Annotated in this window: 14 protein-coding genes; 10 read left to right on the top strand and 4 right to left on the bottom strand. The window is 63.4% G+C overall.

What is annotated here, in order from left to right:
• The first annotated feature begins 2 nt into the window (after positions 1-2).
• The 4 genes from P3T17_RS13645 to P3T17_RS13630 all read left to right on the top strand — a co-directional run bounded on the left by P3T17_RS13645 (position 3) and on the right by P3T17_RS13630 (position 4,189).
• On the top strand, positions 3-938 hold the full coding sequence (locus tag P3T17_RS13645) for a sugar kinase (protein WP_429407257.1): 936 nt from the start codon (positions 3-5) through the stop codon (positions 936-938).
• Positions 939-1,080: 142 nt separating this feature from the next.
• Positions 1,081-2,265 (top strand): beta-ketothiolase BktB, encoded by a 1,185-nt coding sequence (gene bktB / locus P3T17_RS13640; RefSeq protein WP_429407255.1) that lies wholly within the window; start codon positions 1,081-1,083, stop codon positions 2,263-2,265.
• 42 nt (positions 2,266-2,307) lie between these two features.
• The gene (locus tag P3T17_RS13635) at positions 2,308-2,949 is read left to right on the top strand and encodes a hypothetical protein (protein ID WP_429407253.1); all 642 of its coding nucleotides are present in this window, start codon (positions 2,308-2,310) and stop codon (positions 2,947-2,949) included.
• A 55-nt stretch (positions 2,950-3,004) separates the two neighbouring features.
• Positions 3,005-4,189, top strand: a complete 1,185-nt coding sequence (locus tag P3T17_RS13630; protein WP_429407251.1) for a cystathionine beta-lyase — start codon at positions 3,005-3,007, stop codon at positions 4,187-4,189.
• A 73-nt stretch (positions 4,190-4,262) separates the two neighbouring features.
• Here the strand turns inward: P3T17_RS13630 and serB are convergent, their stop codons facing one another.
• Entirely contained in the window at positions 4,263-5,102 is an 840-nt protein-coding gene (gene serB / locus P3T17_RS13625) for a phosphoserine phosphatase SerB (RefSeq protein ID WP_429407249.1), read from the bottom strand.
• A 234-nt stretch (positions 5,103-5,336) separates the two neighbouring features.
• On the opposite strand from serB, the gene P3T17_RS13620 reads away from it, so the two are divergent.
• The 3 genes from P3T17_RS13620 to P3T17_RS13610 are packed head-to-tail and all read left to right on the top strand — an operon-like array spanning position 5,337 to position 9,700.
• Positions 5,337-6,299, top strand: a complete 963-nt coding sequence (locus P3T17_RS13620) for a Ku protein (RefSeq protein WP_429407248.1) — start codon at positions 5,337-5,339, stop codon at positions 6,297-6,299.
• Positions 6,300-6,320: 21 nt separating this feature from the next.
• Entirely contained in the window at positions 6,321-9,320 is a 3,000-nt protein-coding gene (ligD, locus tag P3T17_RS13615; RefSeq protein WP_429407246.1) for a DNA ligase D, read from the top strand.
• Positions 9,321-9,376: 56 nt separating this feature from the next.
• Complete coding sequence (locus P3T17_RS13610) at positions 9,377-9,700, top strand: hypothetical protein (RefSeq protein ID WP_429288466.1); 324 nt, start codon at positions 9,377-9,379, stop codon at positions 9,698-9,700.
• 107 nt (positions 9,701-9,807) lie between these two features.
• Here P3T17_RS13610 and P3T17_RS13605 read toward each other — a convergent pair whose 3' ends face one another.
• Positions 9,808-10,776 (bottom strand): LysR family transcriptional regulator, encoded by a 969-nt coding sequence (locus P3T17_RS13605; RefSeq protein WP_429407244.1) that lies wholly within the window; start codon positions 10,774-10,776, stop codon positions 9,808-9,810.
• 161 nt (positions 10,777-10,937) lie between these two features.
• On the opposite strand from P3T17_RS13605, the gene P3T17_RS13600 reads away from it, so the two are divergent.
• Together P3T17_RS13600 and P3T17_RS13595 are read left to right on the top strand one after the other, a co-directional pair.
• Complete coding sequence (locus tag P3T17_RS13600; protein ID WP_429407242.1) at positions 10,938-11,954, top strand: zinc-binding alcohol dehydrogenase family protein; 1,017 nt, start codon at positions 10,938-10,940, stop codon at positions 11,952-11,954.
• Between the two features lie 161 nt (positions 11,955-12,115).
• Positions 12,116-12,664 (top strand): DUF6013 family protein, encoded by a 549-nt coding sequence (locus tag P3T17_RS13595; protein WP_074264791.1) that lies wholly within the window; start codon positions 12,116-12,118, stop codon positions 12,662-12,664.
• Positions 12,665-12,766: 102 nt separating this feature from the next.
• Here the strand turns inward: P3T17_RS13595 and P3T17_RS13590 are convergent, their stop codons facing one another.
• Both P3T17_RS13590 and P3T17_RS13585 read right to left on the bottom strand, forming a co-directional pair.
• Positions 12,767-13,576 (bottom strand): ABC transporter permease, encoded by an 810-nt coding sequence (locus tag P3T17_RS13590; RefSeq protein WP_429407240.1) that lies wholly within the window; start codon positions 13,574-13,576, stop codon positions 12,767-12,769.
• Positions 13,573-14,286 (bottom strand): ABC transporter ATP-binding protein, encoded by a 714-nt coding sequence (locus P3T17_RS13585; protein WP_429407238.1) that lies wholly within the window; start codon positions 14,284-14,286, stop codon positions 13,573-13,575. Before P3T17_RS13585 ends, P3T17_RS13590 begins: the two co-directional genes overlap by 4 nt.
• A gap of 108 nt (positions 14,287-14,394) precedes the next feature.
• On the opposite strand from P3T17_RS13585, the gene P3T17_RS13580 reads away from it, so the two are divergent.
• Entirely contained in the window at positions 14,395-16,866 is a 2,472-nt protein-coding gene (locus P3T17_RS13580; RefSeq protein ID WP_429407236.1) for an AsmA family protein, read from the top strand.
• Positions 16,867-16,934: the final 68 nt, after the last annotated feature.

Here is a 16,934-nt window from a genome sequence, read left to right as displayed (position 1 = left end):
CCATGCCTACGTCCGCGAGCCCGGCAGTCCTCGCGCTCGGCGAGGCAATGGTCGAATTCAACCAGGCGTCGAAGGACGAGCCGAACTATTTGCAGGGGTTTGGCGGCGACACCTCGAACTTCTGCGTCGCGGCTGCTCGTCAGGGCGCGACGGCCGGCTTTGTGTCGGCAGTCGGCGACGATCATTTCGGGCGTCTGCTGCTCGATCTGTGGCAGTGCGAGTCGGTCGCTACGTCGATGGTGAAGGTCGATAGCCACGCGCCCACCGGCGTCTATTTTGTCTCGCACGGCCCGGACGGGCATCAGTTCGATTATCTGCGCGCCGGTTCGGCCGCGAGTCGTTACGCCCCACGGGATTTGCCGCTTGACGCGATTGCCGCGGCCCAGGTGGTGCATCTGTCCGGCATCAGTCTCGCCATCAGCGTAAGTGCCTGCGATGCCGCTCTCGCGGCAATCGGCCACGCTCGCGCGAACGGTGTGCGTGTCAGTTTCGATACCAACCTGCGCCTCAAGCTGTGGCCGCTCGCGCGAGCGCGTGCGGTGATGGCCGAAGCGATTCGCTACACGGATATCTGTCTCCCAAGCTGGGACGATGTCACTGAGCTGACGGGGCTCACTGGCCGCGACGAGATCGTCGATTATCTGCTGGCGCTCGGGCCCCGCGTGGTAGCGCTCAAGCTCGGCAAGCAGGGCGCTTATGTGGCCACGCCGGATGAGCGCCGCCTCGTGCCGGGTCACGTCGTGAACGCCGTCGATGCGACCGGTGCTGGCGATTGTTTCGGCGGCGCGTTTATTGCGCGCATCGTCGCGGGTGACGATCCGTTTGCCGCGGCGCGCTATGCCAACGTGGCGGCGGCATTGTCCACGCAAGGCTACGGCGCAGTGGCGCCGATTCCCCATCGTGCGGTGGTCGAGCAGGCGTTGGCCGCGGCGGTTTAAGGCGTCTCTCTCGCACGTATGCGCGTGATCTGCACGAGAGCACCTGGACGCGGCGACAACGAACCAGGCGGTCCGCGACCGTCGTTGAAATAGTGGCAATCCAGATCACCATCAGTGAATCAGAGAGTAGGAGGAGCGAGCAATGCAACGGGACGTCGTAGTGGTAAGCGGGGTACGGACGGCAATTGGCGACTTCGGTGGCAGCCTCAAAGACTTCTCGCCGACCGATCTCGGCGCACGCGTGGTGCGTGAGGTGTTGTCGCGCGCGAAGGTGTCGGGCGACGAAGTGGGTCACGTCGTGTTCGGCAACGTGGTTCACACCGAACCGAAGGATATGTATCTGGCCCGCGTCGCGGCGCTGAACGGCGGCGTCGCGCAGCATACGCCTGCGTTGACGGTGAACCGCTTGTGCGGTTCCGGTCTGCAGGCGATCGTCTCCGCCGCGCAGAGCGTGCTGCTCGGCGATGCGGATATCGCCATCGGCGGCGGCGCGGAAAACATGAGCCGCGCGCCGTACGTGATGCCCGCTGCGCGCTTCGGCCAGCGCATGGGCGATGCGCGTCTCGTCGACATGATGCTGGGCGCGCTCAACGATCCGTTCCAGGGCATCCACATGGGCGTGACGGCTGAGAACGTCGCGCAAAAATACGGCGTCACGCGTGAAGCCCAGGATGCGCTCGCGCTCGAATCGCATCGTCGTGCCGCCCACGCTATCGCGAACGGCTATTTCAAGGAACAGATTCTGCCGGTCACGATTGCATCGAAGAAGGGTGACGTCGTGTTCGAGCAGGATGAACACGTTCGCGTGAATCCGTCGGCGGAAGACTTTGCGAAGTTGAAGCCGGTGTTTGCGAAGGAAAACGGCTCGGTCACTGCCGGCAACGCGTCCGGTATCAACGACGCGGCCGCTGCGGTTGTCCTGATGGAGCGCAGCGTCGCGGAGCAGCGCGGTGTGCAGCCATTGGCACGTCTGGTCGCGTACGCGCACGCGGGCGTCGATCCGGCTTACATGGGTATCGGCCCGGTGCCGGCTACCCGCAAGGTGCTCGAACGGGCCGGCCTGACGGTCGCCGATCTCGATGTCATCGAAGCCAACGAAGCATTTGCCGCTCAGGCGTGTGCGGTCAGCAAGGAACTTGGACTCGATCCCGCGAAGGTCAATCCGAACGGCTCCGGCATTTCGCTCGGCCACCCGATCGGCGCGACCGGCGCACTGATTACCGTGAAGGCGCTCTACGAACTGCAGCGCATTGGCGGGCGTTACGCGCTCGTGACGATGTGCATCGGCGGCGGCCAGGGCATCGCGGCGATCTTCGAGCGGATTTGACGCGAGGCGTAGCGCCTCGCCTCGTGCAACAGGAAAGGAACGATGCTGGAATCGAAAGCAATGAAGAACGCTGCCTCTTTGCGCGGCTGGGTCTCCGGTACTGCGGCGGTGCTGCTGCTGGCCGGTGCGAGCGTCTTGATGCCTGCCCAGGTCTGGGCACAAAGCGATGCGGTCAAGGAACTCGCCGCGCCGCCGCCGATCCAGTTGCCGCTCAAGCCGAGCCCGGAGTTTGCAAAGTTTCCGCGCCTGGTGGGCACGCTTGGCTCGCGCCAGATCGTGCTACGCCTCGGACCGAAGACCGACGATCCGTCGGGCGTGCATGGTGAATATCAGTACACCGACACGGGCGAAGTGATCCTGCTCGCGGGGGATCGCGACGGCGATACCCTCGAAGTGGAAGAGTCGAACGACGGTACCCATATCACTGGCAACTGGGTTGGCAAGTTTGCTGCCGACGGTTCGGTGGCGGGCGACCGGATGAATGTCGACGATTCGGATCCGCAGCCGTTCGACTTGCGTCCGCTGGCTGCGGGACAACCTGTTCCTGCTGCAGCTGCGCAAACGGCGCCGCCGGCCGCTGGCGGTGCTGCTGCCACCCCGGCTGCACCCGCCGCTCCGGCTGCCGCAGCCCCGAGTGGCGCGCATACGGTGAACGGGGTGAACAACCTGTCGACAGGCGACTAGGCGCTGTGCTGCGGCACGCGCTATCCGTTCTGTTTTGCCTCTACGCGAAATCACCATGACTCAATCCAAACCAAAGCGCAGCCTGCAAACCCGCATCGTACGCGCTGAAGACCAGGTCACACCGGGCTTCGAATCGCTATCGGTGCCGGTGGCGCGCGCATCGACGGTCGTGTTTCCCGATCTCGCCGCGATGCGCGCGTGCGACTGGCGCAACGACGGCCAGTGGCGCTACGGCCTGCATGCGACGCCGACCTCCCTCGTGCTGGCGCAGCGGCTCGCCGCGATCGAAGGCGGCAATCATGCGCTGTTGCAGCCGTCGGGACTGTCGGCGATCTCCAACGTCTACTTTGGCCTCGTCAAGGCGGGCGACGACGTCCTGATCCCCGACAACGTGTATTCGCCGAACCGCGAGCACGGCGATTGGCTGGCGCGCGATTTCGGCATTACGGCACGTTATTACGACCCGTTGATCGGCGCGGGGATTGCGGACCTTATTCAGCCCAATACACGCCTGATCTGGCTCGAAGCGCCGGGCTCGGTGACGATGGAAGTGCCCGACGTGCGGGCGATCACTGCGGCAGCGCGTGCCCGCAACGTCATCACGGCAATCGACAATACCTGGTCCGCTGGACTGGCGTTTCGTCCGTTCGATCATGGTGTCGATATCTCGCTTCAGGCGCTGACCAAGTATCAGTCGGGTGGTGGCGACGTGCTGATGGGCGCGACCATCACGGTGGATCGTGACGTGCATCTGAAGCTGAAAGCGGCGCGCATGCGCATGGGCATCGGCGTCTCCGCGGACGACTGCTCGCTGATTCTGCGCAGCCTGCCCAGCATGCGGGTGCGTTTCGAGCAGCATGACCGCAGCGCGCTCGCCCTGGCGAAGTGGCTGAAGACACGTCCTGAGATTGCGGCGGTGCTGCATCCGGCATTTACCGATTGTCCGGGACACGAGTTCTACGAACGCGATTTCACCGGCGCGGGCGGACTGTTTTCGGTCGTGTTCGACGGCCGCTACACGCCGACGCAAATCGACACGTTCTGCGAGTCGCTCGAGCTGTTTTCGATCGGCTGGAGCTGGGGTGGGGCGCACAGCCTCGTGGTACCGTACGACATCGCTTCGATGCGTACGGCGGCGCAGTGGCCGCATCAAGGCACGTTGGTGCGCTTCTATGTCGGGCTGGAGGAAGAGGCCGATCTGCGCGCGGATATCGAGCAGAGTTTGAGTACGTTGGCCTAGGTATCGCTTGCTGAGAATGAAGCGTTCTTTTTAAGAATCGCCGCACTTACCGCGTTGCGACGTCTTAAGCAGCTCAAAACAATCGCAACACCCCATCCAGCCCAACGTGGTTAAACGCGACGCTGGCCGCTTCGCGCACCACTGGCTTGGCACGAAATGCGACCGATAACCCGGCCTCGGCCATCATTTTCAGATCGTTCGAACCGTCGCCCATCGCGATCGCCCGGTTCGGATCTATGCCGAGCTGGGCACAGGTCTCACGCAGCGTACGCGCCTTGACGTCCGCGTTCACGATCTCGCCTGTCACGTTGCCGGTCAGTTTGCCGTCGACGATTTCGAGCGTATTCGCGTGCGAGAAATCGAGGCCCAGGCGGGCCTTCAGCTTGTCCGTGAAGAACGTGAAACCGCCGGACACGAGCAACGTTTTCAGACCCGCTGCCTTTGCCCCGGCGAGCATCTGTTCAGCTCCCGGCGAGAGACGCAGCCGTTCGTCGTACACGCGTTCCAGCGCGCTGGCGTCGAGGCCCTTGAGCAGCGCTACCCGGCGCGTGAGGCTTTCGTTGAAGTCCTTGATTTCGCCGCGCATCGACGCCTCGGTGATCGCCGCGACCTCGGCTTTCAGCCCGCAGAAATCGGCGATTTCGTCGATGCATTCGATCGTGATCAGCGTCGAATCCATATCCATTGCCACCAGGCCGAAGTCCCGCAAGTGCCGGTTGGGTTCGACAAACGCGAAGTCCAGCGAGTGCGTGTCGCAGTAAACCTCGAGATCGGCGCGCTGGGCGGGGTTGGCGTCGGCAATGCGGATGGCGTACGCATCGATGACGGTGGCGCGCGAGCCACGCGCAAGCGCGATGAGCGTCTTATGGTGATCGGCGGACAACGGCGCGGGGCTTTGGATGACGAGGTTCATGTCGACGCAGGAAAGAGCGCGCGGCGCGCGCGGAAAATCTGGCTATTGTAACGGGTCGGCGCAGGCCGCCCGCGGCGTTGCCCGACCGTAGCTTTTGCCGATCTTACGCAAGAGTTACAGGGCGCCCAGAGGGGTGCCGCCGGGCCGCACGGGCACTGGCGCGGCCCACCACGGCCGTGCCTCCGTGGCACGCTTGCTGCTTCGTCAAAGATCCCGGCCTTTGTGGAGCGCACGATGTCACACATGATCTGGAAAGGCGCGATCAGCTTCGGCCTCGTGCACGTGCCGGTACAACTGTATCCGGCCACGCAGTCGGAAAAAGTCGGCTTCAATCTGCTCGACAAGCGGTCCATCGATCCCATCGGCTACCGGCAGATCAACAAGCGGACCGGCAAGGAAGTCACGCGCGATAACATCGTCCGCGGCTTCGAGTACGAGAAGGATAAGTACGTTGTCCTGTCCGATGACGAAATCCGCTCGGCGAATCCGGAGTCGACGCAAACCGTCGATATCCTCGCGTTCGTCGAAGCCCCCGAGATTTCGTTTCTCTATCTCGACACTCCATATTTTCTGGCGCCCGACCGCAAGGGCGAGAAGGTCTATGCGTTGCTGCGCGAGGCACTGAAGGCGTCCGGCAAGATCGGCGTCGCGAACGTGGTGTTGCACAACAAGCAGCATCTGGCGGCGCTGATTCCGGTTGGGCCGGTTCTTGCGCTCAACACACTGCGCTGGGCCGACGAAGTGCGCGACTACAATGAATTGAAGTTGCCGTCCGAGGACCCGAAGAAGGCGGGAGTGACCGCGCGCGAACTCGATATGGCGAAAAAGCTGATCGACGACATGAGCGACAGTTGGGACCCGTCGACCTATCACGACACGTTTCGCGACGACATCATGGCGCTCGTCGACCGCAAGGTTCGCGCGGGCAAGACCGAAGAGGTCACCGACGTAGAAACTCCCAAGGAATCGCGTCAGTCGGCCGAGATTCTCGATCTGTCGGACCTGCTCAAGCGCAGCCTTGGACGTGGCAAGGGCAAGACGCGCGGGCGAGCGTCCGCGGCGCAGGACGATGATGCGGAGGAGGCGGCCGAGCCGCCACGCCGCAAGACTGGCACGACGCGCCGCGCGGCTAGCACCGGCGCGCGCGCGGCGGCTTCGCGCAAAGAAGCTGCGCCGCGCAAGCGTAGCGCTGCGTAAGCCTGTCTTTAAAGCACTGCTATGGCCGACCGCCTTGATCCCTATCACCGCAAGCGCCGCTTCGACGAGACACCCGAGCCGTCAGGTAAGGGCGCGCCGAAGGTCGGGCGCCGCAAGGCGTCGTCGGCCGGACAGGCGCACGCGCTGTCCTATGTGATTCAGGAGCATGACGCGCGCCGCCTTCACTACGACTTTCGCCTGGAACTCGATGGCACGCTGAAGTCCTGGGCGGTGCCTAAAGGACCGAGTCTGGACCCGTCGGTGAAGCGGCTGGCTGTCCATGTGGAAGATCACCCATTGGAATACGGGTCGTTCGAAGGGGAGATACCGCCCGGCAATTACGGTGCAGGTTCCGTAATCGTATGGGATCGCGGCACGTGGGAACCGGACGGGGGCCTCAAGCACGCGCACGAGGCCTATCGGGCAGGCAAGCTCAAGTTCACGTTGGCTGGCGACAAGCTCCAGGGCGGCTGGATGCTGGTACGCAGCCATATGCGTGGAAGTGGGGACAAGGAGCAGTGGCTGCTGATCAAGGAACGCGACGACGCGGCCCGCAGCGAGGCGGATTTCGATGTGCTCGCCGAGCGTCCTGGCAGTGTGCTCGATGCTCCGGCGGCGTCTCGCTCACGCAACGGCGTGGCGCGCAAAGCCGCGGCTGGAAAAACGGGCGGGAAGACGGCAGTGGGAAAGACGGCAGACAAGCATGCCGTAGACACGCACACCTCAGCCAAACGAGCCACCCGCTCCAGCAAAACAACCATCGCGGGGCGGAAATCCACCTCGCAAGCGCATGCGGCCGACCCGACAAAAACCGATATCGTCGCCAACCGCAGCGCGGAGTCGCTCCGCACGCTAGCGGCATCGCCGGCAATCAAGGGCGCGGCGAAAGCCAGCTTGCCCGCCACGCTCAAGCCGCAACTGGCGACACTGGTCGACGCCGCCCCGCCTGGCGACGAATGGTCGTACGAGATCAAGTTCGACGGTTACCGGGTGCTGGTGCGCATCGATCATCGCGCCTCGAAGCATCCTGTACGCATCGATACGCGCGCCGGCAACGACTGGAGCGCGAAATTCAGCAAACAGGTCGACGCGCTGGCGCAACTCGAACTCGAGAGCGCATGGCTCGATGGCGAAGCAGTCGTGCTCGATCACAACGATGTGCCGAACTTCCAGGCACTTCAGAATGCATTCGATGCAAACCGGCCGCAAGACATTGTGATCTATCTGTTCGACGTCCCGTATCTCAACGGTTACGACCTGCGTGCCGTGCCACTGGTACAACGCCGCGCCATTCTGCACGCGCTGCTGGAGGGCACGGACGAGCGGGTTCTGCGCTTTTCCGAGGACTTCGCCTTCAGCGCGGAGGAACTGCTGAAAAGCGCCTGCGACATGGCGCTCGAGGGGATCATCGGCAAACGGCGCGACAGCCATTACGCGTCGGGCCGCACGTCGACCTGGATCAAGCTCAAGTGCCGGCGTCGTCAGGAATTCGTGATTGGCGGCTACACGGAGCCTGCGGGCAGCCGGGCGGCGTTTGGCGCGTTGCTGCTCGGCGTGCACGACAGCAAAGGCAAACTGCAGTACGCGGGACGGGTCGGCACGGGCTTCGATGCGGCGCTGCTGCGTTCGGTGAAGAAGGAACTCGATGTGCTCGAGACCTCACGCATGCCGTTCGCCAGTGTGCCTCGCGAACGCAGTCGCACGCCCGTTCACTGGGTCAAGCCGTCGCTCGTGTGCGAGTGCAATTTCGCGGAGTGGACCGACGAGCGCATCGTGCGGCAGGCGTCGTTCGTGAGCTTGCGAAACGATAAACCGGCGCGGCAGATCGTCAGGGAAACGCCGCGCGAAGGAGCCGATGTGCAACCGAATCCAACCGGGCGTTCTGCCGATACAACCGCGAAACCGGGTGCAGCGAGAAAACGCACCGTGAAGCAGGACGCGGCAGGGAACAGCGCAACGTCTAAAGCCGCAGCGTCCAAGGCTGAAAAGTCAGCGGCTGCAACATCCAAAGCTGCAGCGTCCAAGTCTGAAACGTCCAGGACGGCAACGCCCAAAGCCGCGGCGTCCAAGACCGCACCGGCCCGCGCATCGCGCGGCAAGAAGACCACTGCAGCCGACGAGCCGTCATCGATCGCCGGCGTGCGGATCTCTCACCCAGACCGCGTCATCGACAAACAGTCCGGCGCCCGCAAAATCGATCTCGTGCAGTACTACGAATCGGTTGCTGACTGGATGCTGCCGCATCTGAAGGATCGGCCGGTCTCGCTGGTGCGCGCCCCGGAGGACATCGGCGGCGAGCTGTTTTTCCAGAAGCATAGCCAGAAGCTGGGGATTCCGAACGTCACCCAGCATCCAGGCCTCGATCCTGGCCATCCGCCGCTGATCTCGGTCGACACAGTAAAGGCGCTAATCGGCGCGGCGCAGATGGGCACAGTCGAGCTGCATACGTGGAACGCGCTCGCTTCGAACATCGAAAAGCCTGACCGGATGGTGTTCGATCTCGATCCGGACCCGGCGCTCGGCTGGGACAAGATGATCGAAGCCGCTCAACTGACCCGTACGCTGCTCGACGAACTCGGTCTCGAATCGTTCTGCAAAACAAGCGGCGGCAAAGGCTTGCATGTTGTCGTGCCGCTCGCGAAGCAGGCCGGTTGGGACGAGGTGAAGGCGTTTTCGCAGGCCGTCGCACAACACATGGCGGCCACGCTGCCCAAACATTTCGCCGCGAAGATGGGTCCGCAGAACCGCAAGCGCAAGATCTTCGTCGATTACCTGCGCAACAACCGCGGCTCGAGCACGGTGGCCGCTTTTTCCGCGCGCGCACGACCTGGCCTTGGCGTCTCTGTACCGCTCGCGTGGGACGAGGTTGCCGGCACCACAGCCGGCGATCAATGGACCATTGCCAACCTGCACGAACGGCTTGAGTCGCTGGGGCAAGACCCTTGGGCGGATTACGCGAAGACGCGGCAACGCATCACCGCCGCAATGAGGAAGCGCCTCGATGGCGCGAAATCCGATTGAGCCGGCGGACGCTTATGCGCTGGCGCAGTCAAAACCAACTGGAACGGGAGGACACGATGAAGACATCACCCCAAGTGTCGCAAGCGGGCGGCAAGCAACAAAAGCACGGCAAGAGCGCTGACCCGCACGCGAGTCAGGACGCCCGTTCGTTGCAGGATGAGGCCGCTCCGTTGCCGCACGAAACCGATCAAACTTCGGAGTCGCAACACGAGGACGATCCGCGTCGTGTCGGCAAGCAGGCCCATAGCGATCTGCAACGCGGCCTGAAGGACACGGACCGGCGCGGTGGCGACGAGTATCAGCAGAAGACGCAGAACGATGCGCACAGCAATGCGAATTCCAGCGGCAAAGTTAAGTCTGGCGCGGGCAACAAGCACTAAGCGTGGGTATTGAATGAAGGGAATGAAGGCCGGTTCTGCGCCAGTGCACGCCGCCGGTATGCGTATTGGAGGCGAGCGTTGCTGCGAGGTGCAACGCTTTCCGCGTCTCAGGACCCCGCGTCTGCCTCACGCGGCTCGAGATCCCAATATGGCGGATCGCCGAAGTGCTCTGCCAGAAAGTCGATAAACGCCAACGTCTTGGGCGGCACGAATGCGCGGCTCGGATAGACGCCCCAGATCGCCACCGTCTCGGCGAGCGGATAGCTGTCGAGAATCGTCACCAGTTTGCCGCTGCGCAGGTAGGGCGCGACATCCCACGTCGATTTCAGCGCAATGCCGAAGCCGGCCAGCAAGGCGTCGCGGATGACCTCGCCGTTATCGGTGGCGAGGCGCCCGTTGACGCGCACATCGATCGGCCCCGCCGGCGTCTCGAAAGCCCATGTATGCTGGTCCGACAGAATCACGCATTCGTGTTGCACGAGATCGGCCGGATGATGCGGCGTGCCGTGCTCCGCCAGATAAGCGGGTGCGCAGCAGATGACGCGCCGGTTCACCGCCAGACGTTTTGCCACCAGCGTCGAATCCTTCAACGCGCCAAGCCGGATTGCCAGATCGACCCCGGCGTCGACGAGATCGACGATATGGTCGGAGAGGCGCAGATCGACGCTCACACCCGGATAGCGGCGCAGAAATTCGGGGATCACTGGCGAAACATGCTGGCGTCCAAACGACGATGTCATCGACACCCGCAGACGTCCCTGCGGCTCGGTTTGCGCCCGGCCAACCGAAGCGCGGGCGGCCGCCGCGGCGTCGAGCAGCGTCTGGGCGCGCATCATGAAAACCTCGCCGTCCTGCGTCAGGCTGATACGGCGGGTGGTCCGATGCAGCAGACGCGCGCCGAGCAGCCTTTCGAGCTGCGCGAGCCGGGCGCTTGCCACCGCCGCCGACAAACCGAACTCGCGCCCGGCCGCCGATACATTAGCCAGCAGCGCAGCCCGCACGAACAGCGCGACGTCGAGCAGATCGAGCCGTTCGCGCTCATTGACGGCAGATGGCGGAGAGGCAGCAGACTTCATTATTCCGAATTTCAAGAAAATGTTTAAGCCATTATGCCTGTTCTGAAAGAGGAAGGATCGTCCTAAGATAGCAACCAGTCGATCGATGCCGGCCGCCCACGGCACCCGCGTCGAAGCGAATGTTTAACCCCGCCTAATTGATCAACGAATCAGGAGTTGCCATGAAAGCTGTCGGTCTTTATCGCTATTTGCCCGTCGATCATCCCGAAGCGCTGCTCGACGTCGAGCTTCCCAAGCCGGAAGCCACCGGCCGTGACCTGCTCGTGAAGGTCGAAGCGATCTCCGTGAACCCGGTCGATTACAAGGTGCGCTCGCCGAAAGACACGGTCGAGAAGGCGCCACGCGTGCTCGGCTGGGACGCGGCGGGAACGGTGGCGGCAGTCGGCCCCGAAGTGACGCTTTTCAAGGTCGGCGATCCGGTGTTCTATGCAGGGAGCATCACCCGGCCGGGCGCGAACAGTGAGTATCACCTCGTCGACGAACGCATCGTCGGCCACAAACCGGCTTCGCTCGACTTCAGCCACGCCGCGGCGTTGCCCTTGACCGCGATTACCGCGTGGGAGGCGCTGTTCGACCGGCTCGGCGTGTCGCCGCAAGGCGCGGACAAGGGGCGCTCGGTGCTGATCATCGGCGGCGCGGGCGGGGTGGGTTCGATCGGTATTCAACTGGCGAAGCAGCTCGCCGGACTGACCGTGATTGCGACAGCCTCGCGTCCGGCGTCGGCAAAGTGGGCGACCGAACTGGGCGCGGATCACATCGTCGATCATTTCGGCGACATGCCGGCGCAGTTGAAGGAGATCGGTTTCGAGCAGGTGGACTACGTGTTGATTTTCAACGACACGGACAAGCACTTCCCGGCAGCAGCCGCGGTGATCAAACCGCAGGGCGGTATTTGTACGATCGTTGAAAACAGCAATCCGGTTGCGGTCGAGTTGCTGAAGGCGAAGAGCGCTGCGTTCCATTGGGAATTCATGTTCACGCGTTCGATGTTCGGTACGCCCGACATGATCGAACAGCACAAGCTGCTGACCGAAGTAGGTCGTCTCGTCGACGCGGGCACGCTGCGCACGACGGTCGGCGAGGACCTCGGCAAGATCAATGCGCAGAACGTGCGGCGTGCGCATCAATTGCTGGAAGAAGGCCGGGCAATCGGCAAGCTCGTGTTGACCGGCTTCTAGGCATAGCTAAGCCAAGGGACGCGCTTAACGCAAGCGGGTTAACACCCAATCCGCGCGAAGCGTTTTTGGGTCCGCTTGGCGGTAGACTGGCAGGGCTCCATGCAAAGTCGCTGCGCGTCTCGCGACGCGAGCGTGCAGCGGCACAACGACGAGGTGACCGTATGAGCCCCTGCTTCAGACTCTCCGCCGTGTCTATGGTCGCATCTCTTGCCTGCGCTCTGGTGCCGGCAGCCCATGCCGTCACGCCGATCACGGTGACTTCGCAAGCCGCGACGGATGGACCCATCCGCTACACCGTCAAGGTCACTTCGAAGGAATTCGGCAACGTACAGGAAACCCGCACGATCCGCTCCGGCGAATCCGATGACTTCACGTGGAAGACCGTGCCGCCTGGCGGCGCGGTCGCGGCGACGGACCAGTGTCCCGACTACACGTCGTATCCCCTTGATAGCAACGGCGCGGTGCTGCGGCAAACGCAGATCCGCTTTGCGCCGGTGGTCGCCAATGACGGTACGGCAACCGTGCAACTGAGCTTTCAGGCATTGGCGCCACACGGCACCAAAAACGTGACCAACGCCGGCAAGACGCTCAAGTGTCCGAACGATGTCAGGCTCAGTCAGATCGTGCGTTTTAGCATGCCCACCAACGGCAGTGCGAAGACGCTGACCTTGAGCGATGGAACCCAGGTCGTGGTGTCGGCGAAGCGCTGAACGGTTGAGTGATCAGCGCTTCGGTGGCATATATGATGCGCTGTGCATGCACCGCCTATGTGCGCTGCATGCAGTGGATCTAACGCCACGGCAAGGCAAGCATCAGCGCCGCCTGGTCGCCGCTCGTTCCATCAATCGAGATGCCAAAAACCGGTGATCCGCTGAAAACAGCCGCCGATAAGTCAGCAGCACGGCCAGCACAGTACCGAGCGCCGACGACGCCGCGATCAGAAACATGATCACGATCTGATAGCGGACAGCCTGCAGCGGCGACTGACCGGCGAGCACCTGACCGGTCATCATGCCGGGCAGGCTGACGATGCCTACCACTGCCATCTGGTTGAGCGTCGGAATCATCCCTGCACGCACCGCCTGCCGCGCCGGCGCCTGGGCAGCTTCCCAACGGGTGGCGCCAAGCGCGAGCGCCATGTCCACGCGATCGCGCCGCGCAGTCAGCTCTTCGGTCATCCGTTCGATGCCAAGCGACACCCCGGTGAGCGTATTGCCGAGGATCATGCCGAGAATCGGAATCGCATATTGAGGCTCGTACCACGGGCGAATGCGGATCACGACGAACAGACCCACGGCAGCCACCAGCCACGAGCTGACCCAGATCGATGCGATGCTGTCGACGCGCTGCCCGGTATAGGTGCGTGCGCCGCGTTGCGCGCCTGCGAATCCGGCGATGAGGGTCATCGCCACCATCAACGGCAGCACGACAAACCAGCGGTCGAACTGGAACACCCAGCCGAGCACATAACCGATCGCCAGCAACTGAACCACGGTGCGCACCGCGGCCCAGGCGAGCTTACGTTCGAGGTCCAGCTTGAGCGCCACCGACACCGCGCCGTTCACCACGATCAGCAGCGCGGCGATCGCCACATCCCACAGGCTGAGGTTTTGCAGGTTCATTGGGCTGGTTCCTCATTGGCATCTCGCGGTGTTGCGGCTTCATCGAGAACGCCGCCGCGCATGGTCAGGTGACGCTCGCTCATGCGTTTTGCCTGGGCCGGATCGTGCGATACCCACACCGATGCGCGCGGCTGCCGGTCGTCGGCGAACCACGCTTTGATGAGACCTTCAATGGCGTGCGACGACTCGGGGTCGAGCGAGGCCGTCGGTTCGTCGAGCAGCAAGACCTCCGGGTCGAGCTGCAGCACACGGATCAGCGCCGCGATCTGCGCTTCGCCGCCCGACAGATCGCTCGCGCGTTTGTCGAGAAAGTCGTTGCCTCGACCCGCCTGCGCCGCCAGCGAAGCGGCCCGCGTGCGATCGAACTGCACATCGCGATACGCCTTGAGCGAGAACGGGTAGCGCAGATTGTCCTCGACCGTGCCGTCGAGAATCGCGGGCCGTTGCCGGATATAGGCGACATTGCGGCGGTAGCGCGGGATCGCCGCGCGTTCGACAGGTTTGCCGTGCCAGGCAATGTATCCGCTGTCAAGCGGATCGAGCAGCGCGAGCGCGCGCAGCAACACGCTCTTGCCCGAACCCGACGGGCCGGTGATGGCGACCCGGTCGCCTGCGTACAGCGTGAAACGGGTTTGACGCAGGAGTATCTGACCGCTCAGCGGATCGCGTCTGGAGATGTCCACGGCGTCGATGAGATGAGTGTCGGTCATGTTTGAATTGGGTTCATAGGTACAATGCGCGTCCCCGTGCCTGATGCACGGTGAACCGGGCATGTTAACTGCTGTCCGATAAGCAAATTGAGAAGAATGGAGTGACTCATGGCAGTGTCGAGCACGATCGGCGGACGAATCGGCAAGATCATCGCATGGCTCCTGGCAGTCATCGTTGTCCTGATCGCTGCATTGGCGATTTTTATCCTGACCTTCGACTGGAATCGCGCGCGTCCCTGGGTGGACCAGAAAGTCAGCGACGCGATAGGCAGGCAGTTTGTCATCGAGGGCGATCTGAAAGTCGGCTGGCGCCATCCGGTGGGTGAGACGGGCTGGCGCGGCTGGGTGCCCTGGCCACGATTTTCGGCGGCCAATATCACGATAGCCAATCCCGACTGGACCAAGCAGCCGCACTTCGCCACGCTCGACGAGATCGACTTCGAAGTCGCGGTGCTGCCGTTGCTCGCGCATGACATTGTGATTCCGGCGATCAATCTGGTGAATCCCTCGGTTGACCTCGAACGGGTGCTCGACGGGCGCAATAATTGGACGTTCAAACTGCAGTCATCTGCTGGGCCGTCGGAATGGAAGCTGGAACTGCACGACATTGCATTCGCCAAGGCCAACATTGCCTATTCGGACGAGCAGAAGAAGACCGACATGCAGGTCGTGGTCGATACGCTTGGCCAGCCGATCCCGATCGGCGACGTGATGAAACAACAGGAAGCGGCCTCCCGTAAGGACTCCGCACAGGTGGTTGGCAAGGAGGGGGCGAGCAAGCTGACCGCTCAGGCGAATGCGATCACCGCTTCGGAGGCGACGGCGGCGTCGGCGGCTGCGGAGGCGTCGTCTACGGGCTCGGCCTCGGCTGCTGCGCAAGCCTCTGCCGCGACAGCGGGGAGCGCCGGCTCGAACGCGTCGGCGGCTGGCCGTCCTGGGGCGGGTGAAGCGACCATGACGTCGGTCGCGTCTGCGCCGATCAATCCTGCCAGCAGCGTAGGCATCGGCGCCAAGCCTCCGGTTCCGCCGTACGCCCTGGGCTGGACCGCCAAGGGGTCGTACAACCACACGCCCGTATCGGGCACCGGCAAGTTAGGCGGCCTGCTGGCGCTGCAGGACGTGAACCGGCCGTTCCCGCTGCAGGCCGACGTCAAGGCCGGCGACCTGCATGTGGCGCTGGTCGGCACGATCACGGATCCGGCCCATCTTGCTGCCGTCGATTTACGTCTGTGGCTGCAGGGCACCAGCATGGCGCATCTGTATTCACTGACTGGCGTGACATTGCCGGACACGCCGCCTTATGCCACTGAAGGGCGCCTCGTAGGCAATTTCAAGCAGGACGGCAACGTCTTCAAGTATGAAAATTTTACAGGCCGGGTGGGCGGCAGCGACCTGAACGGCTCGCTGACCTATACGGCTCGCGAGCCAAGGCCGCTACTGCAGGGTGAGCTTGTATCGAACCTGCTGCAATTCTCCGATCTCGCCCCGGTGATCGGCGCCGATTCGAACGCCAGCAAAGCCAAGCGTGGCGATGCGACCAAACAGCCGTCCAACAAGGCCCTGCCGGTCGAGGAGTTCCGCACGGACCGCTGGAAAGCGATCGACGCCGACGTCAAATTCACCGGCCGGCGGCTCATCAAGAATCCGGATCTGCCGATTACCAACCTGTACACCCACGTCGTGATGACGGACGGCGTGCTCTCGCTGGTACCGCTCTCGTTCGGCGTGGCAGGCGGCACGCTCTCATCGGACATTCATCTGGATGGCAGCACGACGCCGTTGAAGGGCCGTTTCTCGACCGCGGCGCGCCACCTGAAACTCAAGCAACTGTTCCCGAACTTCAAGACGATGCAAAGCGCACTCGGCGAAGTGAACGGCGATGCCGCGCTTTCGGCAACCGGCAATTCGCCGGCGGCGCTCGCCGGAACGGCGAATGGCGAAGTGAAGGCGCTGGTCACCGACGGCACGGTGAGCCGCTTGCTGATGGAGGCCGCTGGCCTGAACGTGGCCAACGTGGTCTACGAAAAGCTGTTCGGCACGGCTGACGTCAAGATCAACTGCGCCGCCGCGGACTTCGTGGCGACCGACGGCGTGCTCAATCCGCGTGTCTTCGCGCTGGATACGGACGACGCGGTGATCGACATCGACGGCAACGTCAATATGCGCGACGAGACAATGGACCTGGGCGTGCATCCGCACACGAAGGGCTTTCGGGTATTTTCGCTGCGCTCGCCGCTATACGTGAAAGGCACCTTCAAGGATCCTCACGTCGGCGTGAATGCGACGGCATTGGCGCTGCGCGGTGGCGCAATGGTCGGCCTCGGCCTGATCAACCCGTTTGCCGCACTGATCCCGCTGATTGCGCCGAGCAATAACAAGCCGCTGCCCTGCAATCAATTGCTGGCGGCCGAGCGCGCGCAGCCTACTGCGCCGGCGCCGGGGCAGAAGGAAAAGGCGCGTGCGCCGATCTCGCTGGATGGGAATGCTCCGGCTCCGGCCGCGGCAAGCAGCGCAAGCAAGGCTGCCAGGCCGGCGGCCGCGTCACCGGCGAATGGCGGTGCCTTGTACAAGGGGAGCTAGGCAGGAGACAGGTGCGCCGGGAAGGGCAGCATCAGCGCAGAAGGAAAGCGGGCGGGCTCATGACAGCA

It is taken from the genome of Paraburkholderia sp. GAS82 (assembly GCF_050436285.1).
GTDB lineage: Bacteria > Pseudomonadota > Gammaproteobacteria > Burkholderiales > Burkholderiaceae > Paraburkholderia > Paraburkholderia phenazinium_B.
The sequence above is the reverse complement of the archived record's forward strand: the minus strand, read 5'-3'. Positions and strand labels throughout refer to the sequence as shown.